Annotated in this window: 26 protein-coding genes; 21 read left to right on the top strand and 5 right to left on the bottom strand. The window is 68.0% G+C overall.

The annotated features are described in order from the left end of the window. Nucleotides 1-165 precede the first annotated feature (165 nt). The 9 genes from AC5RTS_RS03715 to AC5RTS_RS03675 all read left to right on the top strand — a co-directional run bounded on the left by AC5RTS_RS03715 (nucleotide 166) and on the right by AC5RTS_RS03675 (nucleotide 7,495). The gene (locus tag AC5RTS_RS03715; protein ID WP_493990725.1) at nucleotides 166-1,437 is read left to right on the top strand and encodes an arginine deiminase; all 1,272 of its coding nucleotides are present in this window, start codon (nucleotides 166-168) and stop codon (nucleotides 1,435-1,437) included. Nucleotides 1,438-1,675: 238 nt separating this feature from the next. After that, the gene (locus tag AC5RTS_RS03710; protein WP_493990724.1) at nucleotides 1,676-3,124 is read left to right on the top strand and encodes a basic amino acid/polyamine antiporter; all 1,449 of its coding nucleotides are present in this window, start codon (nucleotides 1,676-1,678) and stop codon (nucleotides 3,122-3,124) included. A 186-nt stretch (nucleotides 3,125-3,310) separates the two neighbouring features. Continuing rightward, nucleotides 3,311-3,862 (top strand): arginine deiminase family protein, encoded by a 552-nt coding sequence (locus AC5RTS_RS03705; RefSeq protein ID WP_493990963.1) that lies wholly within the window; start codon nucleotides 3,311-3,313, stop codon nucleotides 3,860-3,862. Then, a complete protein-coding gene (locus AC5RTS_RS03700) occupies nucleotides 3,795-4,142 on the top strand; it encodes a hypothetical protein (protein WP_493990723.1) in 348 nt (115 codons plus the stop codon). The genes AC5RTS_RS03705 and AC5RTS_RS03700 overlap by 68 nt, the downstream gene beginning before the upstream one ends. 168 nt (nucleotides 4,143-4,310) lie before the next feature. Next, the gene (locus AC5RTS_RS03695) at nucleotides 4,311-4,931 is read left to right on the top strand and encodes a phosphatase PAP2 family protein (RefSeq protein WP_493990722.1); all 621 of its coding nucleotides are present in this window, start codon (nucleotides 4,311-4,313) and stop codon (nucleotides 4,929-4,931) included. Between the two features lie 75 nt (nucleotides 4,932-5,006). Further along, nucleotides 5,007-5,525: a hypothetical protein gene (locus AC5RTS_RS03690; protein ID WP_493990721.1), complete on the top strand. Its 519-nt coding sequence runs from the start codon at nucleotides 5,007-5,009 to the stop codon at nucleotides 5,523-5,525. Continuing rightward, complete coding sequence (locus AC5RTS_RS03685; protein ID WP_493990720.1) at nucleotides 5,522-6,523, top strand: hypothetical protein; 1,002 nt, start codon at nucleotides 5,522-5,524, stop codon at nucleotides 6,521-6,523. The genes AC5RTS_RS03690 and AC5RTS_RS03685 overlap by 4 nt, the downstream gene beginning before the upstream one ends. A gap of 28 nt (nucleotides 6,524-6,551) precedes the next feature. Continuing rightward, nucleotides 6,552-7,058: a hypothetical protein gene (locus AC5RTS_RS03680; protein ID WP_493990719.1), complete on the top strand. Its 507-nt coding sequence runs from the start codon at nucleotides 6,552-6,554 to the stop codon at nucleotides 7,056-7,058. A 14-nt stretch (nucleotides 7,059-7,072) separates the two neighbouring features. Further along, nucleotides 7,073-7,495, top strand: coding sequence for a hypothetical protein (locus AC5RTS_RS03675; RefSeq protein ID WP_493990718.1), 423 nt, complete (start codon nucleotides 7,073-7,075; stop codon nucleotides 7,493-7,495). Nucleotides 7,496-8,002: 507 nt separating this feature from the next. On the opposite strand, the gene AC5RTS_RS03670 is transcribed toward AC5RTS_RS03675, so the two are convergent. From AC5RTS_RS03670 to AC5RTS_RS03660, 3 genes are all read right to left on the bottom strand, one after another. After that, the gene (locus AC5RTS_RS03670) at nucleotides 8,003-9,004 is read right to left on the bottom strand and encodes a sugar phosphate isomerase/epimerase family protein (protein ID WP_493990717.1); all 1,002 of its coding nucleotides are present in this window, start codon (nucleotides 9,002-9,004) and stop codon (nucleotides 8,003-8,005) included. A gap of 28 nt (nucleotides 9,005-9,032) precedes the next feature. Next, nucleotides 9,033-10,232 (bottom strand): Gfo/Idh/MocA family protein, encoded by a 1,200-nt coding sequence (locus AC5RTS_RS03665; protein ID WP_493990716.1) that lies wholly within the window; start codon nucleotides 10,230-10,232, stop codon nucleotides 9,033-9,035. Between the two features lie 61 nt (nucleotides 10,233-10,293). After that, entirely contained in the window at nucleotides 10,294-11,325 is a 1,032-nt protein-coding gene (locus AC5RTS_RS03660) for a substrate-binding domain-containing protein (protein ID WP_493990715.1), read from the bottom strand. A 130-nt stretch (nucleotides 11,326-11,455) separates the two neighbouring features. On the opposite strand from AC5RTS_RS03660, the gene AC5RTS_RS03655 reads away from it, so the two are divergent. The 4 genes from AC5RTS_RS03655 (at nucleotide 11,456) to AC5RTS_RS03640 (ending at nucleotide 16,473) form a co-directional block, all read left to right on the top strand. Then, entirely contained in the window at nucleotides 11,456-12,988 is a 1,533-nt protein-coding gene (locus AC5RTS_RS03655; protein WP_493990714.1) for a sugar ABC transporter ATP-binding protein, read from the top strand. Continuing rightward, nucleotides 12,985-14,040, top strand: a complete 1,056-nt coding sequence (locus tag AC5RTS_RS03650; protein WP_493990713.1) for an ABC transporter permease — start codon at nucleotides 12,985-12,987, stop codon at nucleotides 14,038-14,040. Before AC5RTS_RS03655 ends, AC5RTS_RS03650 begins: the two co-directional genes overlap by 4 nt. 88 nt (nucleotides 14,041-14,128) lie before the next feature. Further along, nucleotides 14,129-15,325, top strand: coding sequence for an ROK family transcriptional regulator (locus AC5RTS_RS03645; RefSeq protein ID WP_493990712.1), 1,197 nt, complete (start codon nucleotides 14,129-14,131; stop codon nucleotides 15,323-15,325). A gap of 32 nt (nucleotides 15,326-15,357) precedes the next feature. Next, nucleotides 15,358-16,473, top strand: coding sequence for an EcsC family protein (locus AC5RTS_RS03640; RefSeq protein WP_493990711.1), 1,116 nt, complete (start codon nucleotides 15,358-15,360; stop codon nucleotides 16,471-16,473). A gap of 36 nt (nucleotides 16,474-16,509) precedes the next feature. Here the strand turns inward: AC5RTS_RS03640 and AC5RTS_RS03635 are convergent, their stop codons facing one another. Further along, nucleotides 16,510-17,511: a LacI family DNA-binding transcriptional regulator gene (locus tag AC5RTS_RS03635; RefSeq protein ID WP_493990710.1), complete on the bottom strand. Its 1,002-nt coding sequence runs from the start codon at nucleotides 17,509-17,511 to the stop codon at nucleotides 16,510-16,512. Between the two features lie 169 nt (nucleotides 17,512-17,680). Here AC5RTS_RS03635 and AC5RTS_RS03630 point away from each other — a divergent pair, with 169 nt between their 5' ends. The 6 genes from AC5RTS_RS03630 (at nucleotide 17,681) to AC5RTS_RS03605 (ending at nucleotide 23,118) form a co-directional block, all read left to right on the top strand. Continuing rightward, nucleotides 17,681-18,667: an asparaginase gene (locus AC5RTS_RS03630; protein ID WP_493990709.1), complete on the top strand. Its 987-nt coding sequence runs from the start codon at nucleotides 17,681-17,683 to the stop codon at nucleotides 18,665-18,667. 34 nt (nucleotides 18,668-18,701) lie between these two features. Continuing rightward, the gene (locus AC5RTS_RS03625) at nucleotides 18,702-19,586 is read left to right on the top strand and encodes a polysaccharide deacetylase family protein (RefSeq protein WP_493990708.1); all 885 of its coding nucleotides are present in this window, start codon (nucleotides 18,702-18,704) and stop codon (nucleotides 19,584-19,586) included. 43 nt (nucleotides 19,587-19,629) lie between these two features. Further along, a complete protein-coding gene (locus tag AC5RTS_RS03620; RefSeq protein ID WP_493990707.1) occupies nucleotides 19,630-21,000 on the top strand; it encodes an MFS transporter in 1,371 nt (456 codons plus the stop codon). Beyond that, entirely contained in the window at nucleotides 20,997-21,776 is a 780-nt protein-coding gene (locus AC5RTS_RS03615; protein WP_493990706.1) for an SDR family NAD(P)-dependent oxidoreductase, read from the top strand. Before AC5RTS_RS03620 ends, AC5RTS_RS03615 begins: the two co-directional genes overlap by 4 nt. Before the next feature lie 104 nt (nucleotides 21,777-21,880). Then, entirely contained in the window at nucleotides 21,881-22,630 is a 750-nt protein-coding gene (locus AC5RTS_RS03610; RefSeq protein WP_493990705.1) for an SDR family NAD(P)-dependent oxidoreductase, read from the top strand. A 44-nt stretch (nucleotides 22,631-22,674) separates the two neighbouring features. Continuing rightward, nucleotides 22,675-23,118: a hypothetical protein gene (locus AC5RTS_RS03605; RefSeq protein ID WP_493990704.1), complete on the top strand. Its 444-nt coding sequence runs from the start codon at nucleotides 22,675-22,677 to the stop codon at nucleotides 23,116-23,118. Here AC5RTS_RS03605 and AC5RTS_RS03600 read toward each other — a convergent pair. Further along, nucleotides 23,089-23,772, bottom strand: coding sequence for a DUF6650 family protein (locus AC5RTS_RS03600; protein WP_493990703.1), 684 nt, complete (start codon nucleotides 23,770-23,772; stop codon nucleotides 23,089-23,091). The genes AC5RTS_RS03605 and AC5RTS_RS03600 overlap by 30 nt on opposite strands. A 198-nt stretch (nucleotides 23,773-23,970) precedes the next feature. On the opposite strand from AC5RTS_RS03600, the gene AC5RTS_RS03595 reads away from it, so the two are divergent. Together AC5RTS_RS03595 and AC5RTS_RS03590 are read left to right on the top strand one after the other, a co-directional pair. Continuing rightward, nucleotides 23,971-24,774 (top strand): excalibur calcium-binding domain-containing protein, encoded by an 804-nt coding sequence (locus tag AC5RTS_RS03595; protein ID WP_493990702.1) that lies wholly within the window; start codon nucleotides 23,971-23,973, stop codon nucleotides 24,772-24,774. Nucleotides 24,775-25,109: 335 nt separating this feature from the next. After that, the gene (locus tag AC5RTS_RS03590) at nucleotides 25,110-26,030 is read left to right on the top strand and encodes a hypothetical protein (protein ID WP_493990701.1); all 921 of its coding nucleotides are present in this window, start codon (nucleotides 25,110-25,112) and stop codon (nucleotides 26,028-26,030) included. Nucleotides 26,031-26,075: the final 45 nt, after the last annotated feature.

The following is a 26,075-nucleotide window of genomic DNA, read 5'->3' as shown; positions in this document are numbered from 1 at the left end:
GGAGGGTTGTCGGTACGACGATGGTGTCGACACTGACTACTGCCTCAAAGGCAGCCGTAGTCATTTCGGTTGGCGTAGGTCTCATTGCCGGTTCATCCCCGCGATTCGGCTCCCGCCCCGCCGTCTGCAAAGATGCTGGTAAGCCTGCTGATAAAGGAGTCATTCATGCCTGCCCCCGTCCCTGCCGCCGCACAAGGCCCCGCCTCCGCCTACGGGGTGCACTCGGAGGTCGGCAAACTGCGCAAGGTCCTGGTCTGCGCCCCGGGCCTGGCGCACGAACGGCTCACCCCCACCAACCGGGAAGACCTGCTCTTCGACGACGTGATGTGGGTGGAGAACGCCCAGCGCGACCACGCCGACTTCGTCACCCAAATGACCGACCACGGCGTCGACGTCGTAGAACTGCACGACCTGCTCGGCGCCACCATGGACATTCCCGAGGCACGGACCTGGCTGCTGGACCGCAAGATCATCGCCAACCGGGTCGGCCTCGGCCTGGTCCCCGGCACCCGCGCGTTCCTGGACTCACTCACCGGCGCCGAACTGGCACGCTACCTCATCGGCGGGCTCACGACGTCGGAGCTCCCCACCGACTACCTCAGCGGCTACGTCGCCCTGGTCCGCGAATCGCAGGGCCGGCCCGAATACCTGCTGCCGCCGCTGCCCAACACCCTCTACACCCGGGACACCACCTGCTGGATCGGCTCCGGGCTCACCCTGAACCCGCTGTACTGGCCGGCCCGGCACGACGAAACCCTGCTGATGCAGGCCATCTACCGGTTCCACCCCGACTACACCGGGTCGAAAATCTGGTGGGGCGACGCGGAAAAGGACTGGAGCCAGGCCTACCTGGAGGGCGGCGACGTCATGCCGGTGGGCAACGGGACCGTGCTGCTGGGGATGGGGGAGCGGACCTCCCGGCAGGCCATCACCCAGCTCGCGCAGGCCCTCTTTGAGGACGAGGCGGCGGAACGGATCGTCGTCGCCGGCATGCCCAAGCTGCGCGCCGCCATGCACCTGGACACCGTGTTCACCTTCGCGGACCGGGACCTAGCCACCATCCACCCGGCCATCGTGGACGGCATCCACCCCTTCACCATCCACCCCTCGGACAAGGCCCCCGGGTTGGAGGTCCGCGACCACCGGGACCGCCGCTTCACGGACGTCGTCGCCGAATCCATGGGCTACAAGAAGCTGCGCCTGGTGGAGACCGCCGGGGACTACCACGCCACCGAACGCCAGCAGTGGGACAGCGCGAACAACGCCGTCGCCCTGGAACCGGGCGTGGTGTTCACCTATGACCGCAACACCCAGACCAATGCGGCGCTGCGCAACGCCGGTGTCGAGGTTATCCCGATCGTCGGCGCTGAACTGGGCCGCGGCCGCGGCGGTGGGCACTGCATGACCTGCCCGATCATCCGGGATCCGCTGGACTAACGACGACGGCGGCGTGCCGGCCGCGGCGGCTGGCATTTGAGAGGGTCCGCGCATTTCCACTGTTCGGCCCCCCTTCGGCACCTGTCTCGAGGTGCTGGCCGCCGATTCGGAGCCTGTCGTCTCCCTCTGAGAGGATTGTGGTGAGCCGCTGACGGAGGAGCCCCCCGCAGGAAGCGGTCGGTTTCTCCATCTAAGCGGTGTTGCCTTAGTGGCCGCTACATCCGATTGGAAAAGAACCGTGTCTAATGCGCCTGCTTCGGGGGACAAAGCCCCAGCGGCCAAACTCTCCCTGCTGACCCTCACCACGGTGGTGATCGGGTCCATGGTCGGGGCCGGGGTGTTTTCCCTGCCCCAGCGCTTCGCCGAGGAAACCGGGGTGTGGGGTGCGCTGGTCTCCTGGCTGATTGCAGGTTCCGGCATGCTGATGCTGGCTTTCGTGTTCCAGCGGCTGTCCATGCGCAAACCGGCCCTTGATGCGGGGGTCTTCGCCTACGCCAAGGCCGGCTTCGGAAATTACGTGGGGTTCTTCTCCGCAGCGGGTTACTGGGCCAGTGCCTGTGTTGGAAACGTCACCTACTGGGTGCTCACCATGTCCACACTGGGAGCCCTGTTTCCGCAGCTTGGCGCAGGGGACACCCTCCTCGCCGTCGTGCTGTCCTCGGCCGGACTGTGGGGATTCTTCTTCCTGATCAGACGCGGCATCAAGGGAGCCACGGCCATTAACCGGATAGTCACGATCGCCAAGGTTGTTCCCATCCTGGTCTTTGTGCTGTTTGCTGTCTTTCTGTTCGACCCCGCCGTCTTCGCGGGAAACCTTAGCGGGGCGGACTATACGGGGCCGCTGTTCGAGCAGGTCAGGGACACGATGCTGGTGACGGTGTTCGTGTTCCTGGGGGTTGAAGGTGCCAGTGTGTATTCGCGCCATGCCCGACGGCGGGAGGACGTTGGCAGGGCGACCATCCTCGGTTTCCTGAGCGTCTTTGCCATCTTTGCCTCGGTCACGATCGTTTCCTACGGGGTCCTGCCGATGGAACAGCTCGCCGAGCTGCGCCAGCCATCCATGGCGGGTGTCCTGGAAGCGGGGGTGGGGACCTGGGGGCTGGTGTTCGTCAGCGCAGGCCTGATCATTTCGGTGATGGGGGCTTACCTGGCCTGGAGCCTGATGGCAGCGGAGGTTGTGTACATAGCCGCCACGGAGAAGGACATGCCGCGGTTCCTGTCCCGGGTCAGTGCGGACGATGTCCCCGTCAACGCCCTGCTGCTGAGCACACTGCTCAGCCAGCTGGTCATGGTCATCACCTACTTCTCCGAGGATGCCTTCGACTTCGCGCTGGACATGACCGCGGTCCTGACGTTGTTTTCCCTCCTCTTCGCGGCCCTCTACGCCTTGAAGCTCGGCTGGAGCGGCGAAACGTATGAAGGAGCCCCGAGCCGCACCCGGCGGGGCGACCTGGCCATTGCCGTCATTGCCACCGTTTACTCGGTGTTCCTGGTCTACGCCGCCGGGCTGCCCCTGGTGCTGCTTTCGCTGATCTTCTACGCCCCCGCCACCGTCCTGTTTGTGATCGCGCGCCGTGAACAAGGGCTGCGCGTCTTCCGGGGAGGGGAGCTTCTCCTTTTCCTTATGACCTTGGCCGGAGCCGTGGTAGCCGTGCTCGCCCTGGCCCGGGGCTGGATAGAGCTCTGAGCCAGCGGAGTCGCGGGCTGGGCACACCATGAAGGCGGAAAACGCCCAGCGCTCCCGCGCTAGCGTCGACGTCGTCGAACTCCCTGTCGGCTTGCCAGACCACGGAGCACCCCGAGGTCCAGACCTGGTTGCTGGACCGGAAGATCATCGCCAACCGCGTGGGGCTGAGATTGCTCCCGGGAGGCCATCACCCAGCTAGCGCTGGCCCTATTCCACGACGAAGCTGCGGACCGGATCGTCGTCGCTGACATGCCGAAGCTGCGCGCCGCGATGCACCTGGACGCCGTGTTCACCTTTCCGGCATCTGGCGACCATCCACCGGGCCAGCAGCGGGTCCGCGCGAACAACGCCGTCGCCCTGGAACCGGGCATGGTGTTCACCCATGACCAACACCCAGACCAACTCGGCGCTGCTCAACGCCGGCGCCGAGCAGGGCCGGCGACAAGAGGAGTCCCAGCGATTCATCGCTTCTGTCGATCGGAACCTTTTGCGCATATCACTGTCGCCGAACTGCGGACACTACCAAGGGGTGTCTCTGAATTCGTTTGGAGGGTATGCAGTAAACACGGGATTTCTGGCATTCGGGGCTTCAGCAGTGTCCTGATGCTTGAAGGGCCAAGTTATAGTGGGGAATTCTGCTTAAAACTATGGACTATCGAAGGCGCACATCATGAAGCATCACATTTTAGTAGCTACCCTTGTCGTGTGCCTCGGTCTGACCGCTTGCGGTGGGAATAATTCGTCTGCCGGAGAGTTAGATGAAAGCATCGATAAGAATCAGGCCACCGCTCAGTGCGGTATTTTAGGCGGTCTTATCGGCGGTGACGTGTCCATCACCGTCGACAATGTTGGGGAAGTTACCGGCACCTTGGAGGTACTTGCGGAAGACGGCGTGGGTGAAGTGAAGCACACCGCTGCCTATATTCTTTCGACAATAAACGACGAACACACGTCGCAGGATGATGAGGAAGTCATAGAGAGGTTTAAGAAGTTCTGCCTGAACTACACAGTGGATTAAATCGCGTTCGAACTTGACGCGGCACTTCTACGGAGACGCGTCTGCACAGTCCGTTCAGCTGTAGTCCGGGCTTCTTGAATGGTGTCCTGGTTACCCGATTGGGGGTAGGGGGGATAGGGGATGTCTGCCGGAGAACACCGTGAACCCCATCCCCACTACAATCGACGGATGCCCGAAACCCTGCAGCCAGCCGCCCCCACAGCACCACGCCCCACCGCAGCCTCCACCCGCCTGGCACGCATCGTCACGGAAGCCTCCGCGCCGGCGGTCCTGGTGGGGATCCTCCTGTTGCTGCAGCCGCTGCTCAGCCCGGGGGTGACGTGGTTGCAGGGCGTCGTCGCGGCCCTGTTCACCGTAGGACTGCCGTTTGCCGGAATCATGGTGCTGAAGCGGCGCGGCCGAGTGACCGACCACCACGTGGGCGTCCGGACCCAGCGGGCTCCGATCCTCGCCGCATCCGCGGTGTCCCTGGGCATCGGCGCGCTGCTCCTGGTCCTACTGGATGCCCCGGCGGCCCTGTTCGGCGAAATCGGCGGCGTCTTCATCGGCCTCATGCTGTGCATGGCGGCGAACCTGGTGTGGAAGCTGTCGGTGCATTCCGCCGTCGCCGCCTACGTGGGGCTGGCCCTGCTCGCACCGGTCCCGGCGGTCGGCGCGGCGCTGGCCCTGCTGCTGGCCTCGGCCACCGGCTGGTCCCGCGTGAAGCTCGGTGACCATACCCCCACACAGGTCCTGGCCGGACACATCGCCGGCTGCCTGACCTTTGGCGCCACCCTGCTCCTGCCCTAACCTCGCCCGACAGCCCCACCCGCCGCCGGAAACGCGTTTGGTAGAGTCGGTGCTGTCTCTTTCCGCAGGCACGGTGTGGGAAACAACGATGGGGAACTGATGGCAGTGCGTTTCGGGAAGCCCGCCAGGGAACGGGCCACCTCCAAAGCAGTGGTGGCCGCACTGGGGCTGGGCGAGCACGTGTCCTTCGAGGAACTGCTGGCGGCCGTGACCAAAAAACACGGCAAACCCATTGAACTGCGGGACATCGACTCCGCCGTGATCCCCTCCGTCACCGGGCTCTGGATCGAGAAGGAAAACAAGTCGATCATCCTGCTGCCCTCCGGCGACAACAAACTCCACCGCACCCACGCCGCGTGCCACGAGTTCGGCCACATCCTGCTGCGCCACCAGGGCTGCGGGGGAGTGGAAACCACCATGCCCTCCGTCTTCCAGCACGTCGGCAGCCGCCAGGGCATCCGCCGGATGCTCGCCCGCTCGCTGAACTGGAATGAGACCGAACGCGCCGCCGAACAGGTGGCCTACCTGCTCTCCCTGGCACTGCTGCCCCAGGACCGCGAGAGCACCAACTCCTTCGAGCGGACCTTTTTGTGATCACCCTGCAGATGCTGCCCGCAGCCTGCCTCTGGCTGCTGGTGATCATCCGGCTGGTGGGCCTGCGCTTCGGCTGGAAACCGGGCATCCTGCCCGGCATGGCCGCCGTGGCCGTGGGCGCGACCCTGAACATCGACCAGGTCTACCTGTTCGTGGACTCCCTGCTGGGCGGGCGGAACCTGCTCAACCTGATCGTGCACCTGTTCATGGGTGCCGGGATGACCGAACTGAGCCGCCTGCTGCTCAAGGCCACCGGACGGTCCGGCGACGGCGGACGGCACGTAAGAGCGCTCCTGGGCATCGGCGTCGTCCTCGCCGTCATTCAGGCAACCCTGCTGCTGGTCTCGGACACCCCCGGCTCGGCCACCAACTTCACCGACACCTTCGCCTCCATTCCCACCATCGCCGCCTACCAGGCCAGCTTCTTCGCGTGGATCGGCGTGGTCTTGGGCTACACCGGCATCGAATGCATGCGCCGGGACAAGACCGGCGAATCCCGCGGGTTCGGCATCGGCCTGGGCATTGTCAGCGCCGGGTGCGCTGCCGGCGTGGGTGCCGTGGCGGTGAAAATGCTGCTGATCGGCCTGGAATTCTCCGGAGTGCAGGCCTCCTTCGCCCTCTACATCGGCTACCGGACCCTCATCGCACTGACCATGCTCTGCTTCGCCGCAGGGTTCGCGCTGCCCTCCTCCGCCCGCGCCCGGGCCGCCGCCGAGGCACGACGGCGGCGCGCAGCGGACCTGGACGCGCTGCGCCCCATAGTGCGGCGCCTGAAAACCACCTGCGAAGGCACCCGGGCCCTGGAAGCGGCCAACGTCTCGCTGGGTGCCCGCACCTCCAAGACCCAGCTGTACCGCTGGTTCATCCTCATCGGCGACGTCCGGGTCCTGGAGCCCGGGCTGCTCTCCGCCGAAGAGAACCGCATCGTTGATGAGATAGGCAGAAGAATTGAAGACAACGGAACACCCGCCCGCCGCGCAACGCTCAGCCGCGGCTAGCTGGTACTCCAAACTCCTGCCGCCGGCTTTGGCACTGGCCGTCCTGGTGGTCCTGGCCGGCATCGAGGCCGGACTGGGGGTGCTGGGTGTGACCCTGCTGCTGGTCGGCGTGGTGGTGGTGCCCGGTGCAATCTACAAGGGCACCAAGGGCATGTTCCGGCGCCGCGGCATCCCGGACAGCAGGCGGACCGCCCTGGTATCGCTGCTGATGCTGGCCGCCGCCGTCGTCTGCTTTGTGCTGCCCGTGGCCGCACCGGTGCCGGCCACGGTGACCGGGCTGCTGCTGGGCAACCTGGGCCTGGTGTTTTTCCGGCGCTGGCTGAACGTGTCCGCGCATGTTTCGGTGCTGACCTTCGCCGTACTGTGGATTACCGCCACATACGGGGCGGGCTGGAGCTGGCTGTTGATACTATCGCCGTTGATGATCTTCAGCCGGGTGTCCCTGGGCGAACATACGCGCCGGGAAGCGCTGTCCGGTGCCGCCTTGGGACTGGCGACTTTTTGCTGTTATCTCGCAGTTGGAACTTGGAGCTGAATACCATGAATGATTTGGATCTTCCCCCGGAGCGCGCCGCGGGCCTTCGGCGCGCCGAAACGCTGGCCCGGAAGATCAACCTCCTGCTGGACGTGATCATGTCCGAGTCCGGCAAGCCCTTTGACTATCCGGCCATCCGCGACGGAGCGCAGAAGGCGGGCTACTACCTCTCGCGCACCCGGTGGTCGCTGCTGAAATCCGGCAAGGAGCAGGTGGTCCCCGACGAGGCGCTGCGGGCCATTGCCGCCGTGTTCGACGTCGATCCGGACTACCTCCTGCAGGAGGACGGCAGCCTCCCCGAACGGGTCGAGGCCGAGCTGGAGCTGCTGCGCAGCATGCGCAGGGCCGAGGTGCGCAACTTCGCCGCCCGCGCCCTGGGACCCGTGGACCCGGAGGCACTGAAGGCCATCGCGAAAATCCTGGACGAGAGCGACTAAGCCTTTCCTTCCCGGCGTCCCCGGCCACGAGAGGAACACAACGCCTGATACAAAAACTTTGACCGCCGTCACGCACGGTGGTACGCTCACAAACATGTTTCACACATGTGTGAGACGTGCTTGATAACTCGATAAACGCTGGACGGAGCAATCCTGGTCCGGGGATGTTCGTGCACTGTGACTGGGGGGTCACCGCCGATATCTCCGCTACACAGGAGTTCCGCAAGTTTCCGGTTGGTGGCTCGGTCAGTGACCGGGAGTGAACCTGCAGGGCAGCTCCGGACGGCGTTTATTGCGGATCGGATCAGGTGCTCGGCGCCCCGATCCGGATCATCCGCTGCCTGTGGGGGGACAGTGCGTGATGACAACCGAAGCCAGCGGATTTCTCCGCTGGCTTCGCTGTTTTCCGGCATCTTCTCACGGCGCCGGCACCGGGCCGCAGGCGCCGGCGCCGGACCGTGCCGCAGCCGGCCGTCACCGGCCGACGTCGTCCCTCCCCAACCCCCGCTACCGCGAACTGAACGCCGCATCAAAGGCGGCGTCCGGCGGATCCATTGCCAGGGAGCGCACAAAGGCCAGGGCCTCCGGGGCGCCGACCAGCCGGTCCATCCCGGCGTCCTCCCATTCCACCGAAATGGGCCCCTCGAAGCCGATGCTGTTCAGCATCCGGAACGCGTCCTCCCACGGCACGTCCCCGTGCCCGGTGGAGACGAAGTCCCAGCCGCGCCGCGGATCGGCCCAGGGCAGGTGCGAGCCCAGCCGGCCGTTGCGCCCGTTGGACATCCGCTTCTTCGTGTCCTTGCAGTCCACGTGGTAAATCCGGTCGGCAAAGTCCCAGAGGAAGCTGACCGGATCCAGGTCCTGCCAGACAAAGTGGCTGGGATCCCAGTTCAACCCGAACGCCGGCCGGTGCCCGATGGCTTCCATGGCCCGCTGCGTGGTCCAGTAGTCATAGGCAATCTCGCTGGGATGCACCTCGTGCGCAAACCGCACGCCCACCTCGTCGAACACGTCCAGGATGGGATTCCAGCGGTCCGCGAAGTCCTGGTAGCCGGCGTCGATCGCCTCCGCGGATACCGGCGGGAACATTGCCACGTACTTCCAGATCGAGGAGCCGGTGAAGCCAACCACGGTCTTCACCCCGAGCTTGGCGGCGAGCCGGGCGGTGTGTTTCATTTCCTCCGCGGCCCGCTGCCGGACACCTTCGGGATCCCCGTCGCCCCACACCTGGTCCGGCAGGATGTCCCGGTGCCGCTGGTCGATCGGGTCATCACAGACCGCCTGGCCCTTCAGGTGGTTGGAGATCGCGTAGACCTTCAAGCAGTATTTCTCCAACAAGGCGAGGCGCCCGGAGACGTACTCTTCGTCATCCCACCGCCACGGGTCCAGATGATCGCCCCAGCAGGCAATCTCCAGACCGTCATAGCCCCAGTCCGAGGCAAGGCGGGCCACTTCCTCCAGCGGCAGGTCGGCCCACTGGCCGGTAAACAGGGTGACAGGACGGGGCATGGCTGGCTCCTTCGGGACGGGGATGTACTTAGGCGACGGGCGTCCAGACGCTGGACTTGTCCGCACTGCGGGACACGGCGTCCAGGACTTCCTGGACCTGGAGGCCGTCAGCGAACGACGGCGAGGGGTCGGTTCCGGCGGCAATGGCCTCGACAAAGTCCTTGGCCTGGTGCACAAAACCGTGCTCATAGCCCAGGGAATGTCCGGCCGGCCACCAGGCCTCCATGTACGGATGGTTGGGTTCGGTGACCATGATCCGGGTGAATCCCTGCCGGTCCGCCGGGGCGGTGTAGTCATAGAAGTCCAGGAAATTCAGGTCCTCCAGATCGAAGCTGAGCGCACCCAGCGTGCCGGAGATTTCCACCCGCAGCGCGTTCTTGCGCCCGGTGGCCATCCGGCTGGCCTCGAAGGTGCCCAGCACCCCGGTGTCGAACCGGCCGGTGAACAGCGCGACGTCGTCCACGGTCACCGGACCGCGCTCGCCGCTGCCGCCGGCCGTCCCGCCCAGACCGCCGCCGGCCTCCCCGCCGGGGGAGTCCGCCGCCAGCGGACGGGTGGGGACCAGGGTTTCCAGGGTGCCGCTGACCCCGGTGAGCCGGAGCCCGGTGATGTACTGGGCCAGGTCCACGGCGTGGGCGGCCAGATCCCCGAGCACCCCGGAGCCGGCCTGCTCCTGCTGCAGCCGCCAGGTCAGCGGCGCATCGGCGTCCACCAGCCAGTCCTGCAGATAGACCGCGCGCACCTGCCGCACGTCCCCAACGGCGCCGGAGGCCACCAGGTTCCGGGCATGGGTGGTGGCGGGCAGCCGCCGGTAGGTGAATCCCACCATGGCCCGCGCGCCCGAGGAGGCCCGGGCCATAGCGGCCGCCTCGGCCATGGCCCGTGCCTCCTCGGCCGTGTTGGCCAGCGGCTTCTCGCACAGCACGTGTTTGCCGGCCTGCAGTGCCGCGATGGCGATCTCCGCGTGCGAGGCGCCGGGGGTGACAATGTCAATGACGTCGATGTCCTCCCGTGCCACCGCCTCACGCCAGTCAGTGCCAGTCTCCGCCCAGCCCCATTTCGCTGCGGCGGCCCGGGTGCGGCCGGGGTCCCGGCCCACCAGCAGGGCCGGTTCCGGCCGCAGCGGCAGGTCGAAGAACCGCGGTGCCACCCGCCAGGCCTGTGAATGGGCCGCCCCCATAAAGCCGTGGCCGATCATGGCCACCTTCAACGGCTTGGTCTCCTGCATGTGGTTCCTCTTTCTGGGCCGCAGGTACGTGCGGCCGGGTGGTGCGGGCAGTGCCGGCGGATCAGGATTCGAACGCGGTGGGCAGGTACTGGTCCACGTTCTCGGAGGTCACCACCGGAGCGTTGAGCACCACCCGGTTGGGTACTTCAATCTCCACCAGATCGCTCATCGCCTTGTCCTGCACCAGCAGTCGGGCCAGCCGGATGCCGTCCGCCGCCTGCGTGTGCGGATAGATGATGGTCGCCTGCATCACGCCGTCACCTTCCTGGATCTCGCGCATGGCGTTGGCCGAGCCGGCACCGCCCACCATGATGAACTCGTCGCGTCCGGCGGCGTCGATGGCGGCCAGGACGCCGATGCCCTGATCGTCGTCGTGGTTCCACAGGGCGTCGATTTCGGGTGCAGCGGAGAGCAGCTGGGATGCTGCGGCCTCGCCGCCCTGGACGGTGAAGTCCGCGGCCACCCGGTTGTTGACCTCCAGGCCGCAGCCGGAGAGGGCGTCCTTGAAGCCCTGGCTGCGGTCCTGGGTGAGCGGCAGCGAGTCGATGCCGGCAATCTCCGCCACCACGGCGTCGGGCTGGTCACCCAGCTGCTCGCAGATATAGGTGCCGGCGCTGACGCCCATGCCGTAGTTGTCTCCCAGTACGGTGGTGCGGGCGGCGAACGGGTTGGAGAACTCGCGGTCCACGTTGATCACCGGAATCCCGGCCTCCATGGCCCGGGTGGCGACGTCGGTCAGGGCCGCGCCGTCGGTCGGCAGGAGGACAATCGCGTCCACCTGGTCATTGATGAACTGCTCCACCTGGCTAATCTGCAGGTTGGCGTCATTGGTGCCCTCCGCCACGCGCAGGTCAATGTCCGGGTACTTTTCGGCTTCCGCCAGGGCCGCCGAGTTGATGGCGCCCAGCCAGCCGTGGTCTGCCGCGGGGCCGGAGAACCCGATGACGGCGGTCTCGCCCTCGGCGGAGTTGCCCTCGGCCGAGTTGTTGGTGGGTTCGCTGTTGCTTTCATCGCCGCTGGTACATCCGGTGAGGACCAGCGCGCCGGCGGCAATAAACGCCGCCCCGGCCGCGAACTGCCTCCTGCCCGTCATGCGTCCTTGCATGGTGTTCTCCTCTGTCGATAGGGCACTACTGGGGTGACATGCGTCACAGTAACAGAAGTCCGACGATAAAGCGCCAAGATACTACTGGGAATCGACGTAAGTGTGTAAGCTCCGTCACATGGCCGCATCCCCTGCACCTTCCGAGCCCGCCGTGCCGCTGCTCGAAGTGCGCAATCTCAGCAAAAGCTTCGCCGGAGTCCGCGCCCTCAAAGGCGTGAACCTGCAGGTACTGCCCGGCGAGGTGCACTGCGTGCTGGGCCAGAACGGCGCCGGCAAGTCCACCCTGATCAAGGCCCTGTCCGGGGTGCACCGGCCGGATTCCGGCGAAATCCGCTGGAACGGGGAAGAAGTAACCATTCCCGGCCCGACGGCGGCGCTGGATCTGGGGATTGCCACCATGTATCAGGAGCTGGATGTGGTGGACGGGCTGAGCGTCGCGGAAAACATCTTCCTGGGCCATGAGGACGCCCGGGCCGGGGTGCTGCGCGTCCGCGACGCCCGCCGCCGGGCCCGGGAGCTGCTCGCCCGGCTCGGGCACACCGACATCTCCCCGTCCGCGGAAGTGGGCAGCCTGTCGGCCGCCGGCAAGCAGATGGTGAGCATGGCCCGCGCCCTGTCCCGCAATGCGCGGCTGATCATCATGGACGAGCCCAGCGCCATCCTGGACGTGGGGGAGGTGCAGAACCTGTTCCGGGTGATCCGCGAGCTCACCGGCCAGGGCATCGCCATTGTCTACATCTCGCACCGGCTGGAGGAGATCCGGCAGATCGGCGACCGGATTTCGGTGATCAAGGACGGTTCCAGCACCGCGTCCTCGCTGCCGGTGGAAGGCACATCCCGGGCGGACCTGGTGCGGCTGATGACCGGCCGCGACGTCGCCCACGCCTTTCCGCCGCGGGTGGCGGTTCCCGGCGAGGCGCCCGTGATGCTCGAGGTCCAGGACCTGGCACTGGAGGGCTCCTTCTCCGGGGTGAGCTTCACCGTCCGCGCCGGAGAGGTGTTCGGCTTGGTTGGGCTGGTGGGATCGGGCCGCTCGGAAATCCTAGAGACCATCTACGGGGCCCGCCGCGCCACCGCGGGCACGGTGCGCGTGAACGGGACCGCACTGCAGCCCGGCTCGGTGCCGGCGGCAATCGAAGCGGGTCTGGGCCTGTCCCCGGAGGAACGCAAAAGCCAGGGCCTGCTGCTGGAGGAGCCGATCTACCGCAACGCCACGCTCTCCACCTTCGCCCGGTTCGCCCGGCGGGGACTGCTCAATGAGAGGCGCGAGAAGGAAGCCACCCGCGGGCAGGCGGCGGCGGTGCAGCTGCACCCCGCGGATCCGGACCGGCCCGCCCGCACCCTCTCCGGCGGCAACCAGCAGAAGGTGCTGCTGGCCCGCTGGCTGCTGCACGGCACCCGGGTACTGCTGCTCGATGAGCCCACCCGCGGCGTCGACGTCGGCGCGAAAACCGAGATTTACGCACTGATCCGCAACCTCGCCGCCGACGGCGTGGCCGTGGTGGTGGTCTCCAGCGAACTGGAGGAGGTGCTCGGGCTGGCGGACCGGGTGCTCGTGCTCGACGCCGGCCGGGTGCTTGCCACCGGCAATGCCACTGATCTGGACGAGCACGCCGTGCTTGACCTCGTGCTGAAAGGAAATGCGCAGTGAGTGAGTCCAAGACGGCGGCCATCCAGCCGCCCCCGGCCGACGGCGCCACCGCCCCGGCCTCCCGGCCGAACCCGGTGCGGGCCTGGCTCGGCGGATCCGCCGGACGCAACGTCGGCCTGGCCCTGGCTGTGGTGCTGCTGTGCGTGGTGGGTGCGGCAACCAGCGGGGAGCGGTTCCTGAACCTGGAAAACATGCTGACCATCCTTCGCTACGCCTCCATTACCGGGGTGATCTGCATCGGCATGACGTTTGTCATCACCGCCGGCGGCATCGACCTGTCCGTGGGCTCGGTCATGGGCCTGACCACGGTGGTGGCGTCACTGACCGCGGTGCAGCGGACCGCTGCGGAGAGCAGCTGGCTGCTGATGGTGGCGGTGGCGCTCGCCGTCGGGATGTTCGCCGGGCTGATCAACGGGGTGATCATCGCCTACGGCAACGTGGTGGCGTTTATGGCCACCCTCGCCATGCTGGTGGCCGCCCGCGGCGCCGCGGAACTGATCTCCGGGCGGCGCACGCAGATAGTCATTGAACCGGATTTCCTGTCCGTGATGCGCTCGAACTTCCTGGGTGTACCCCTGCTGATCTGGATCTTCGCCCTGGTGGCCGCCGCCGGCTGGTTCCTGCTCAACCGCACCACCTTCGGCCGGCGCACGGTGGCCATCGGCGGCAACCTGGAGGCGGCCCGGCTGGCCGGCATCAAGGTTCGCCGGCACATCGTCTGGCTGTACGTGCTCTCCGGCACCACCGTGGGCATTGCCGGGGTGATGATGATGGGCCGCACCACCGCCGGCACCTCCACCCACGGACTGCTGTTCGAGCTGGACGCGATCGCCGCCGTCGTCGTCGGCGGCACGCTGCTGATCGGCGGGCGCGGCACCATCGTGGGCACCGTGCTGGGTGTGCTGCTGTTCAGCATCCTCATCAACGTGTTCACGCAGAACAACCTGGACACCTCGGTGCAGCAGGTGGCCAAGGGGGCGATCATCGTGGCCGCGGTGCTGCTTCAGCAGCGCTTCGCCGTCCGCGGCACCCGGCGCAAGGGCGCGCTATGAGCCGCCGGACGACGGCGGGTGACTGCCCTGTGATGCGCCGGTTACGGCCGCTGCAGAGTAACGCCGGTCACTATGCTTCAATTGGCCAGTGGTCGATATAAGGAAAACCGCGTCGGCTCCGGCCGGCGCCAGCGAACTCTTCCAGCTGCTGCGCGACGGGCAGCCCCGCACCCGCACCGAGCTGGCGGACCTGGTGGGAGTCGCCCGCTCCACTGTGGCCCTGCGCCTGGACGCGCTGATGGACCTGGGCCTGGTGGCACCGGTGGAAGACGCCATCTCCACCGGCGGCCGGCCCTCCGCGCAGGTGGCGCTGCAGACCGACACCCGGCTGGTCCTGGGCGTGGACATCGGCGCCTCGCACCTGCGCGTGGGCCTGAGCGATCTCTCCGGCATCTGCCTGGCGGACGCGTTCCGGGACGGACTGCTGGTCAGCGCCGGCCCCCGGACCGTGCTGGATGCCGTGGTGGAACTGGCCGGCACCGTGCTGGCCGAGGCGGGCCGGTCCGCCGCGGACCTGCTGGCCGTGGGCGTGGGCCTGCCCGGACCGGTGGAACACAGCACCGGCCGCCCCATCAACCCGCCCATCATGCCCGGCTGGCACGGCTTCGACGTACCCGGCTACCTGCGCGAACACTTCGGCGTGCCGGTGCTGGTGGACAACGATGTGAACGTGATGTCCGTGGGGGAGCGCGAAACCGCCTGGCCCGACGTCGAAAACCTGATCTTCGTGAAGGTCGCCACCGGCATCGGTGCCGGGATCATCTGTAACGGCGAACTGCTGCGCGGCGCCGACGGCGTGGCCGGGGATATCGGGCACATCCGGGTGGCCAGCGGCGAGGAGCTGCTGTGCCGGTGCGGCAACGTCGGCTGCCTGGAGGCACTGGCCTCCGGGCCCGCCGTGGCGCTGAAGCTGCGCGCCGCCGGCCACGACGCCGAGGGCAGCCGCGACGTGGTGGACCTGGTGAACCGGGGCGATCATGACGCCGTGCGTGCGGTCCGCCAGGCCGGCCGGGATGTGGGCGAAGTGCTCTCCGCCTGCCTGAGCATGATGAACCCCGCCGTGATTGTGATCGGCGGGTCCATGGCCCTGACCGGCGAGCACTTCATTGCCGGGGTGCGGGAAGCGGTGTACTCGCGCAGCATGCCCCTGGCCACCCAGCACCTGCAGATAGTCCAGTCCGCCTCCGGGCCGGACGCCGGCATGCTCGGAGCAAGCATGCTGGCCATCCACCACGCCCTTTCGCCCGAGAGCGTGGACGGCATGCTGGCCGCCCGGGTGGGGTAGGGCGCACCCGCGCCGGGCCCTATAGTTCCCTCATGACCAAACCCTCGAATTACGAGATCCACGCCTGGCGCCGCCTCCAGCGGGTCCGGTCCCGGCCGGTCTCGCGGGCGCTGAAACAGGCCAGTGAACAGGTGGCCGACGGCGCGGAAGGGCTGGGCCGGCGCGCCGCCAAATACCTCGGTGACCGTCCCGGTGCGAAGGCGGCCGTCTCCCGCGGGCAGGAACTCTTCGGCCGGGGCGCCGAGGTCCTGCGCGCCGGAGCCCGCAAAACCGCCGGGGCCGTTCCCGAGGCTGTGACGGACTGGGGCGGCTCCGCCGTCGACTCCGTGAACCGGATGCTGGCACGCGCCGGGCGGGCCGCTGAACTGAACCCGCGCTGGGTGCTGGACGCCCACCGCAAACGCGGCCACGAGGTTTCCTCCCTGGCGGACCTGAAACGGCTGGACCTGCAGCAGATCGACGCCGTGCGCGGACGGGGAGTGAACCTGTACTACCCGATTGCCGCCGCAGTGTCGGGGATGGGTGCCGGGCTGGTGATGTCCGGCGGGGCAGTGTTCAACGCCGCCACGGGGACCGACGCGGTGCCAGCCGGGGGAAGCGCTGCCGGCGCCGGCGGTGACGCCGCAGTGCTCCTGAAACTCGCGCAGCGTTCGGCGGGGCATGTGGGCCTGTTTTACGGCTACGACCCTGAAGAGCCCGCGGAGAAGCTGTTCATCCTCGCGGTGGTCAACGCCGGCACGGCACTGTCCGCCAGCGCGAAGACCGCTGCGGTGGCCGACGTGTCCCGGCTGACCCAGGCACTGGTCCGCCGCACGGCGTGGGCGGACCTGGAAGCGCCGGTGGTTGAGCGGGTCTCCGCGGAGTTCGCGAAGGCCTTCGGAATGCGGACCAGCAGGCAGTCCCGGGGCAAGGTGGTACCGGCGGCCGGCATCTTGGTGGGCGGCGGCTTCAACTGGGCCACCCTGGAATCCGTGGTGGATGCGGCGGATGCGGCCTACCGCCGCCGTTTCCTGCTGGAGAAGTATCCGCAGTTCGGGGAGGAGGACGCTCCCGGAGTGGTGATTGACCCCGAGGCTCCCGAAGACGCCGACGAAGCCATCAGCGTGCTCGCCGAGCTGGCCCGGGTGGGCGGGCCGGAGCTCACCTAGCAGTTACCCGCTGGCCTGGCTTACCCACTGACCGTCTTACCCGCTGGCCCGGACCACCAGTTCCGGGGCCAGCCGCAGGCTCTCCGCGGACCCGCCGCCCATCAGTGACTGCAGCGCCAGCAGCCCGCGCCGGCCCATCTCATGCATGGGGGAGCGGACCGTGGTCAGGTTGATTCCGCCGGCCAGCGGGGTGTCGTTGAACCCGCCCACCGCCACGTCCCCGGGAACGCTGAGCCCGCGCTCGCGGAACACGCCGATGGCACCGATGGCAGCGAAGTCATTCACGGCAAACACCGCCTCGGGCACCTTGCCGGAGGCGAGGATCCGCCGGGCGGCGTCCTGGCCGGCCGCCGCGTCAAAGCCGTTGTGGATGATCCACTCTTCCGGAACCTCCATGCCTGCCTCGGCCAGCACATCCAGGAACCCGCCGGTACGCCCCTGCGAGGTGGAGGTATTCGCCGAACCGGCCACCAGTGCGAAGGACCGGCGGCCTGCCGCGAGGAAGTGTTCGGCCATCAGCCGGCCGCCGGCATAGTCGTCACAGGTCACGCTGACCTGCCCGGGGGAGGAGCGGCTGACCAGCACCAGCGGCACCCCGCGCGCGGCCAGTTCCTCCAGATACGGCTCGTGCAGGTGGGCGTCGCCGAAAATCAGTCCGTCCGAGCGGCGGCCCAGCAGCATCTCGGCCTTGGCCCGCTGCTTGGCCGGGTCATCCAGCGAGTTGGCCACCACGGCAAACAGCCCGTTCTCCGCGGCGGCCTCGTCAATGCCCTCGTAGATGGTGGCCAGGACAAAGTCCTGCAGCCGGGGCACAATCACACCCACGGTGTCTGAGCGGGAGGTCCGCAGCGAGGCCGCATGCGGGTTGCGGCTGTAGCCGCGCTCCCTCGCCAGGGCGAAAATCCGCTCCGTGGTGGCCGGGGCTGCCCACTTGGACTCGGGTCCGGCCGGGTCATTCAGGACGCGGGAGACGGTGGAGACGTTCAGGCCCAGTTCGGCGGCCAGCAGCTTCAGCGTGACCTGTCCTGAGGATGGCATGTTTCCGTTTCGTTTCGTATGTCGGGGGAAATGTAACGAGTGTGTGAATGTGTTGCGCTTCACAGGATCTGCCCCATAGTATCGCTTCCACCGGTTACACAAACGTTTGCGGCAATCGTATGCGGCAATCGTTCGGCCGGCTCCAGGCAATCAACGGACGGAATGGGCAGTGGCTTCGATTTTGGTTTTGGGCACAGGCGGCACCATCGCCTCCCGCGGGCAGGGTCCGGAGGGAGCAGTGGCCGCCGACGGCGCGGCAGCACTCACCGCGTCCCTCTCCGGCCGGCACACGGTCACCGCCCGGGACATCCTCACCACGGGCAGCTACCGGCTGGACCTGGGCAACCTGCGCACCATCGCTGAAGCCGTCTCCGCCGCCGTCGAGCAGGAGGACGTGGACGGCGTGGTGGTCACGCACGGCACCGACACCATGGAGGAAACCGCGTTCCTGCTGGACCTGGTCCATGCCAGCGCCAAACCCGTGGTCTTCACCGGCGCCCAGCAGCCGGCGGACAGCGAGACCCCGGACGGCCCGGCGAACCTCGCCGAAGCCGTGGCCGCGGCCGCGGAACCGCAGCTGCACGGCGCCGGGGTGCTGATCAGCTTCGCCGGAACGGTCCGCACCGCCCGCGGCACCCGCAAAGCGCACACCACTGCTGCCCGCCCGTTCGCCGGCGGCACCGTGGTGGCGCACCTGACCGGGAACGACGTCGTCGTTGGTGCTTCCCCCCAACGGCCCCCGGCGCTGCCGCTGCCGGGCGCCGCCTTTGACGCCGCGCGGGTGGAGATCATCACCGCCTACCCCGGCGCCACCCCGAACCTGCTGCGCCACGCAGCCGCCGACGGCGCGCAGGCCGTGGTGCTGGCCGGCACCGGCATCGGCAACGCCGGACCCGGCTTCGCCGAAGCCGTGGCGGAACTGACCGCCGCCGGCATCCCGGTGATCCTGGCCAGCCGCACCCCGTGGGGCCCGGTGATTCCGACCTACGGCAACGGCGGCGGCAAGGACCTGGTCCGCGCCGGAGCCATCACCGCCGGCACCCTGAACCCGTTCCAGTCCCGCATCCTGGCCGCCCTGCTGCTGGCCCTGGATCCGTCCCCGGAAAGCTTCCCCGAACGCTTCTCCGCCTACGCCCAGACCATCCCGAACCCCTGATCCACCCCACCCCGCACCAACCCAGGAGGAACACATGTCCAAGAAAATCCAAGTTTCCGTTGGCATCGACGTCGACGCCGTGGGCGGCTGGCTCGGCTCCTACGGCGGAGAGGATTCGCCCGGCGATATTTCCCGCGGCATCTTCGCAGGCGAGGTAGGCGTGCCCCGCCTGCTCAAGCTCGCCACCGACCGGCAAATGCCGGTGACCTGGTTCTGGCCGGGCCACTCCATTGAGACCTTCCCGGAGCAGTTCGAGGCCACCGTCGCCGCCGGCCACGAGGTGGGCGTGCACGGCTACAGCCACGAGAACCCGATTGCCATGACCCGGGAGCAGGAAACCGAGGTGCTGGACCACTGCATCGAACTGTTCACCGCTCGCACCGGCAAAAAGCCGGTGGGCTACGTGGCCCCGTGGTGGGAATTCTCCAACGTCACCAACGAGATCCTGCTAGAGCGCGGCTTCCTCTACGACCACTCGCTGATGCACAACGACTTCACCCCGTACTACGTCCGGGTGGGCGATTCCTGGACCAAGATCAACTACGACGCCGCGTCCGCCAAGGAATGGATGAAGCCGCTGGTCCGCGGCGAGGAAACCGACCTGATCGAAATCCCGGCCAACTGGTACCTCGATGACCTGCCTCCCATGATGTTCATCAAGGGCAGCGCCAACAGCCACGGCTTCGTCTCCCCGCGGGACATCGAGCAGATGTGGAAGGACCAGTTCGACTGGGTCTACCGCGAAATGGACTACGCCGTCTTCCCGCTCACCATCCACCCGGACGTCTCCGGCCGGCCGCAGAACCTGCTGATGCTCGAGCGGCTCTTCGACCACATTGCCGGCCACGACGGCGTGGAGTTCGTGAACATGGAAACCATTGCCCGGGACTTCGCCGCCCGCAACCCCCGCACCACCTAAGCCCCTCGCAAGATCCCTCTGGTACAGGATAGGACCCCCCTCAATGAGCGCTGCACCCCATAAACGCCCGCCCACCGGAACCGGCCGCCGGGCCGACGACGTCGCCCCCTGGGACGTGGAGATCACCCCCAAGGTGGTCCGCAAGGTTTCGCTGGTCTGCTTCATCGCCTGGGTGGTGTCGGTCTACGACTTCACCCTCTTCGGCACGCTGCTGCCGGTCATCGCCGAGGACTTCGGCTGGACCGCCGCGGAATCCACCGCGGTGAACACCATTGCGCACGTGGGCATCTTTATTGTGGCGCTCGTGGTGGGCACCATCATTGACCGTCTGGGCCGCAAGAACGCGCTGATTGTGCTGATGCTCGGCGGCGCCGCCGCGGCGGGCTTCACCGGCCTGGCCGCCGGCGCCGTCAGCCTGATCATCATCCGTTCCTTCTCCGGATTCTCCATGTCCGAGGAAGTGGTCAACGCGGTCTACCTCAACGAGATCTACAAGAAGGTCAAGAACCGCGGCCTGATGTACTCCATCGTGCAGGGCGGCTGGCCGGTGGGCGCGCTCCTCTCCGCCGGACTCTCCGCAGCCCTGCTGCCGGTGATCGGCTGGCGCTGGAGCTTTGTGGTGGCCGCCGTCATGGCGCTGCTGGTGGCCGTGATGGCCTCCCGGCTGCCCGAATCACCCACCTTCGCCGCCATCAAGGAAGTCCGCCGCCGCCAGGACGCCGGGGACATTGAGGGGGCCCGGGCGCTGGCCGCCGAGCACGAGCTGGAAGAGGGCAGCCAGCACAAGACCGGCTTCAAGGACGTCTTCACCCCCGAGCTGCGCCGCCACACCACCCTGCTCTCCCTGGCCTGGCTGTTCAACTGGGCCGCCATCCAGGTCTTCTCCGTGCTGGGCACCACCGTGCTGGTGGAAGCCAAGGACGTCTCCTTCGAAAACGCCCTGCTGATCCTGGTCCTGGCCAACGCCGTGGGCTTTGCCGGCTACGTGTTCCACGGCTGGCTCGGTGACCGCATCGGCCGGCAGAAGACCGTTATCCTCGGCTGGTTCGGCGGCGGCGCCGCCAGCCTGATCATGCTGCTGGGACCCAGCAGCGAGGTCTTCATCATCATCATGTACGCCCTGACCCTGTTCTTCCTCACCGGCCCCTACGCCGCCCTGCTCTACTACATGGGCGAGTCCTACCCCGCCCACGTCCGCGGCATGGGCACCAACGTGGCCCACGTGATGGCGCCGCTGGGCGGCATCGCCGGCTCCGGCCTGCTCAGCCTCTTCCTCTTTATGGGACTGGGCATGCAGACCGCAGCCATCATTACCGGCACCGGCGGCCTGGTCATCTCCGCACTGTGCATGATCGGCACCCGCAAGGTGGACCAGGCCACCGGCAAAGCCACCGAAAAGAAGGTAACCGCATGAACCGCGATGACGGATTCGAAGGCAAAACAGCAGTAATCTCCGGCGGTGCCTCCGGCATCGGCCAGGCCCTGGCCGTGGCCTACGCCCGGGCCGGCGCCAACACCGTGGTGGGCTACCTGGAAAACGATCCGCACGACGTCGGCGAAACGGTGGCGCTGGTGGAGGCGGCAGGAGCCAAGTGCGTTCCGGTGCCGGTGGATGTGCGCAGCTACGCGGACACCGAAGCCCTGGCGCAGGCCGCACTGGATAGCTTCGGCCGGCTGGACATTGCCGTGGCGGCCGCCGGGATCCTGCGCCGCGCCTCGCTGGCGGACATGACCGACGAGGCGTGGGAGGACATGATGGCGGTGGACCTGTCCGGCGTGATGCGCACCTTCCGCTCCTGCGCCGCCCGGATGGAGCATGGCGGTGCCATGGTGGCCACGTCCTCGATTGCCGGCGGGGTGTACGGCTGGGAGGACCACAGCCACTACGCCGCGGCGAAGGCCGGCCTGCTGGGCATGTGCCGTTCCCTCGCCGTCGAACTGGCGCCCCGGAAAATCCGCGTCAACGCCGTCATCCCCGGGCTGATCGAAAGCCCGCAGTCCCTGGACGGCGTGAACTCGCTGGGCAAGGACGGCCTGGAGGCGGCCGGCAGCATCATTCCGTGGGGACGGGTAGGCAACGTGGATGAAGCCGCCCGCGTGATCCGCTTCCTCACCGGCGATGACTCCGCCTATGTCACCGGCCAGCAGCTGATTGTCGACGGCGGACTCACCGTCCGCTGGCCCAGCTAGGCCGCACGCCAGGCCTTCCCACCGGGAGGCCCCCTCAACCCTCCGGCCGTGGAGTTTCCCCGGCTCCACGGCCGGAGCCTCAACTTTTTGCAAAGGATGTATCCATGAGCTCACTTCGCGGCAAGACCGCCGTTATCACCGGAGCCGGCAGCGGCATCGGTGCCGCCATTGCCCGGCTCTTCGCCGCCGAAGGCGCGGACCTGGCCCTGCTGGACCTGGATGAGGCCCAGGCCGGCGCCGTCGCCGCCGAGTGCACCGCCCTGGGCGTGAAAGCCACTGCCCGGCGCGTGGATGTGACGGACAGCGAGGATGTCCGTGCCGCCATGGACGCCGCCGCCGGGGAGCTGGGCGGACTGGACATCCTGGTCAGCAGTGCGGGCATCCTGGACGAAACCCCGTTCCTGGAACTGAGCCCGGAAACCTTCGACCGGACCCTGGACGTGGACCTGCGCGGCGTGTTCCTTGCCGCCCGGTGGGCCGCGCCGCACATGGTGGAACGCGGCGGCGGGCGGATCATCAACATTTCCTCGCAGCTGGGCATCAAGGGCGGCACCGGGCTGGCGCACTACGTCTCCGCGAAGGCCGGCGTCATCGGCCTGACCAAGGCGCTGGCCCTGGAACTGGCACCGCACTCGATCCTGGTCAACGCCATTGCGCCGGGCCCGATCTTCACGCCGCTGATCGACGGGCTCTCCGAGGACTGGAAAGCCGCCAAGCAGGCCGAACTGCCGGTGGGCCGGTTCGGCACGGCGGAGGAAGTGGCACCCACCGCGCTGCTGCTGGCCTCCTCGCCCGGCGGCAACCTGTACACCGGGCAGACACTGGGCCCGAACAGCGGCGACGTGATGCCGTAGGTCCCGAAACCCCACCAGCAGGTCCAGCAACAGGAAGGCAGAGCATGTGCGGAGCATGTCCCGGCGGAACGGTAATCCCACGGCTGTCGGCGTATGCCGCGCTGGCCGGAATCCGCTCCTCCGTGGCCGGGGTGCTGCAGGAGATTGCCGGTCGGCGGCTGACCGTGCGGGCCTTCGGCGATGCCTGGACTGTCCGCGACCGGCTCGGGAAGCAGCAGGTGCTGCCCGGGCTGGAAGAGGTTGCCGCAGCGGTGGCGGCGGGGCCGTTGGACTGGGACGCGGTTGCCCGGCTCACCGGCCAGGAGGTTACCGGCCGGGTCCCGGACCTGTCCTGCCCGGCGCTGCCCGTGCTGCAGGAGATTGCCGCCGCCCCGCTGTCCCCGGATGCTCCCCGGCCGGAACTCACCGCCGGGGAGTTTGCGGCGGGGCTGCTGGTGCATGCGGCCAATCGTGCCGGCTCAGGTACCGGCGCTGTAGCCCGGGACTGACCCAAGGACGGGGCCGGCAGCAGGGGAGTGGCTGGAACCGGGTGCTGGACCGGAACCGGGTGCGGTGCCGACGGCCGGAGTGGGGCCGGAGCCAAGTGCGGGGCTGGAACCGGGTGCTGGGTCAGGGCCAGGGTCAGGCTCCGTGGAGGTATCCGGCGTCGGTGTTGTCCCCGGCGTCGCTGAGTGCGGCCGGTCCCGGCGGCCCGGAGCTTCGCCGGGGCTGAGATAACGGATGTCCCGGCGGCCGTCGGTCAGTATCCGCAGGTCCTCGTCGAGGTTCCGGCGCAGCTCCATCAGCTCAAACTGGTACTGCTGCGGCTCCGCTGCGGTGATGCGCAGGTAGCGGTTGCAGGCTGCGGACATACGCATCAGGACCTCACCCGCGGTGGAACCGGGCTGAAGCCGGGCGAGGGTTTCCATCAGGTTTTCCCGGATATCGTGCACCGAGCTGCGGAACCTCGGTTCCAGGGCCGGCGTCTCCGCGGAACGGGGAGCCACCGGGGCAAGCATCCGTTTCAGGTGCAGATATGTGACCAGTTCATTGAGCGCCCGGGCTTCCTCCCTGCGGGCCAGGCCGCGTTTCGTCAGCCATCCGGCGGCGAATCCGAGCACCACGCCCGTCACCGGCATCACGGCAATCCAGATCCAATCCATCCCAGCCTCCTGTCGATGCATGGAGAGGCTACGGCTGCGCGCCGGTATCAACCAGAGGGGACGGCCGGTACCGGGCCCGCTACCCGGTTTCAGCTCAAAACTACTGGCGAGCCCTGGTCAACTGGTCCTCCACAGGTGCGGTAGCGTGTGCCTCGATGCATTCGCATCGACTTTCGCTTTTCTGTCCATGGGGGACCTATGCCTGTTTTGCCCGGCGTCCGCATCGCTTCGATGACGGAACACATCTCTTCTTCTCGCCGCACCAGGCCGTTGGCCTTCGGGGCTGTGGCGCTGAGCGCCGTCGTCGTTCTCACCGGCTGCGGAGGGGGTGAGATGGAGCAGGCTGCTGCGACGCCCTCGCCCACCAAAACGACGTCGTCGCCCTCGCCGTCTCCTACGCCCACCGTCACGCAGATCGCGAACAAGGCCTGCAACTCCGCGGGCTCCACGCAGACGGTGAAGCAGGCTACGGCCAGCCCCACGCCGACGCCGTCGAAGACCTCGGCAAAGGCCTCGCCGTCCTCCTCCCCGAGCACCACGGCGGCCTCACCCTCACCCTCGCCGACCACCACCGTCCAGAGCACCGTCTACGTGTGCACCGAGAATGACAACGGCAAGCTGATCTGGATGGAGAAGGACAAGTCGGAGAAACTGCTCGCAGACCGGAAGGAGACCGAGGAACGGAAAGCCGCCGAGGACAAAAAGAAGAACTCCGAGCAGGCTCCGCCGCCGGTTGATCCCGGTCCGGCTCCGGCTCCGCCTGCCCCGGCACCTGCACCGCCCGCTCCCGCACCGGCTCCTCCCGCTCCGGCACCGGCACCGCCTGCCCCGGCACCTGCACCGCCCGCACCCGCCCCGGTGATTCCGCCGCCCGCCCCGGCCCCGGCCTACTACCCGAACTGTGCCGCGGCCCGGGCCGCCGGCGCAGCGCCGGTACGGATCGGCCAGCCCGGCTACGGCACCCACCTGGACCGCGACGGCGACGGCGTGGGCTGCGAGTAAGTCGGCCGGACCCGCGCCGGGGTTTGCGTTAGCTCTGGATGTTGCCCTCGGACCCGCCTAGCGTTGTTTCGAGGGCAACATCCGCCGGAGCAAAAACGGGCCACAGCGTCCGGGCATGTTGCCGCATCAGAAGCCGGACCGGGGCCCTGCCACGGCAGGCTCCGGCAGATCCCCGCTGAGGCGCCATGTCCCACCACGCAGACCCCGTCCCATCTCCTTCTGATTCTCCGCGGCCGGGACAGTGGCCGGGACAGCGGCCGTCCGGAGAGCCGGCGTCGAGCCGCCGGATGCCGGAGCCGCGGGGGCCGCGGCGAAGTCCCAGATCAGCCTGGCTTGTGCTGGGCCTGGCCGCAGTGCTGCTTTGTGTGTTGTCGCTGCGCGGAACGGTGGGGATTGCCGCGTGGATGCTGGCCGTGGGGCTGCTGCTGCTGGTCACCGCGCTGTACTCGCTGGGATTTCGCCGTCGCAGTTGGGCGGCGCTGGACACCGTGCAGCAAAAACGCCTGGCCCTGACCGGCAGCGGTCTGGTGCTGGTGGCGGGCATGGCTGCCGGCGCGGTGGCGGCACCGCAGCTTCGCCCCGCCCAGCCCACAGCGGAGGACGTTCCGCAGGACGAGTGGCCGAAGTCCGAACCGTTACCGCCCCCGCTCCCTATCCCGGCGGAGCCTCCTGCGGTGGCACCGGATCCGGACCTGGCGGAGACCAACGTTTTGAGCGGGATGCCGCACTCCGGTACGTCGCTTGCCGGTACTGCCTGTGCCACGCCGGGGGATGCCCGCGGCCAGGGCGATGCGGACTACCGGTGCATGCAGGACGACGCCGGGCGCCTGGTGTGGATGGAGCGGGCCGCCGCCGAACGGCTGGCAGCGCAGCGGGCGGAACGCGCCGCCCGGGACGCAGCACAGCAGCCACCCGCGGCACCCCGGCCGGCGAATCCAGCACAGCAACCCCCGGCCGCGCCGGCCCCGGAACAGAAACCTCCGCAAACCCCGTCCGAGCCGCCGGAACCGCCGTCGGCTGAGCCTTCGGAGCCTGCACCGTCCCCGTCGGCTCCGCCCACCATTCCTGCGCCGGACCCGGAACTGCCCACGCCGTCGCCGCCGCCGGTGCCGCCGGAGCCTTCGCCCACGGCCCCGGGGACTCCCCGGATTCCGTCACCGCAGCCGCCTGCGCCGGTGCCGAGCCCGCCGTCGTCGCCGCGGATCGCCGAGCCGGTGAACGTCCCTGGCCCCGCAGCAACGCAACCCGTCAGCTAGTCGGGTTCGCGGGTAGGCGGCTACGCAGTCCGCCACCCGGGCTGA

Source organism: Arthrobacter sp. MDT1-49-2 (assembly GCF_059090185.1).
The sequence above is the reverse complement of the archived record's forward strand: the minus strand, read 5'-3'. Positions and strand labels throughout refer to the sequence as shown.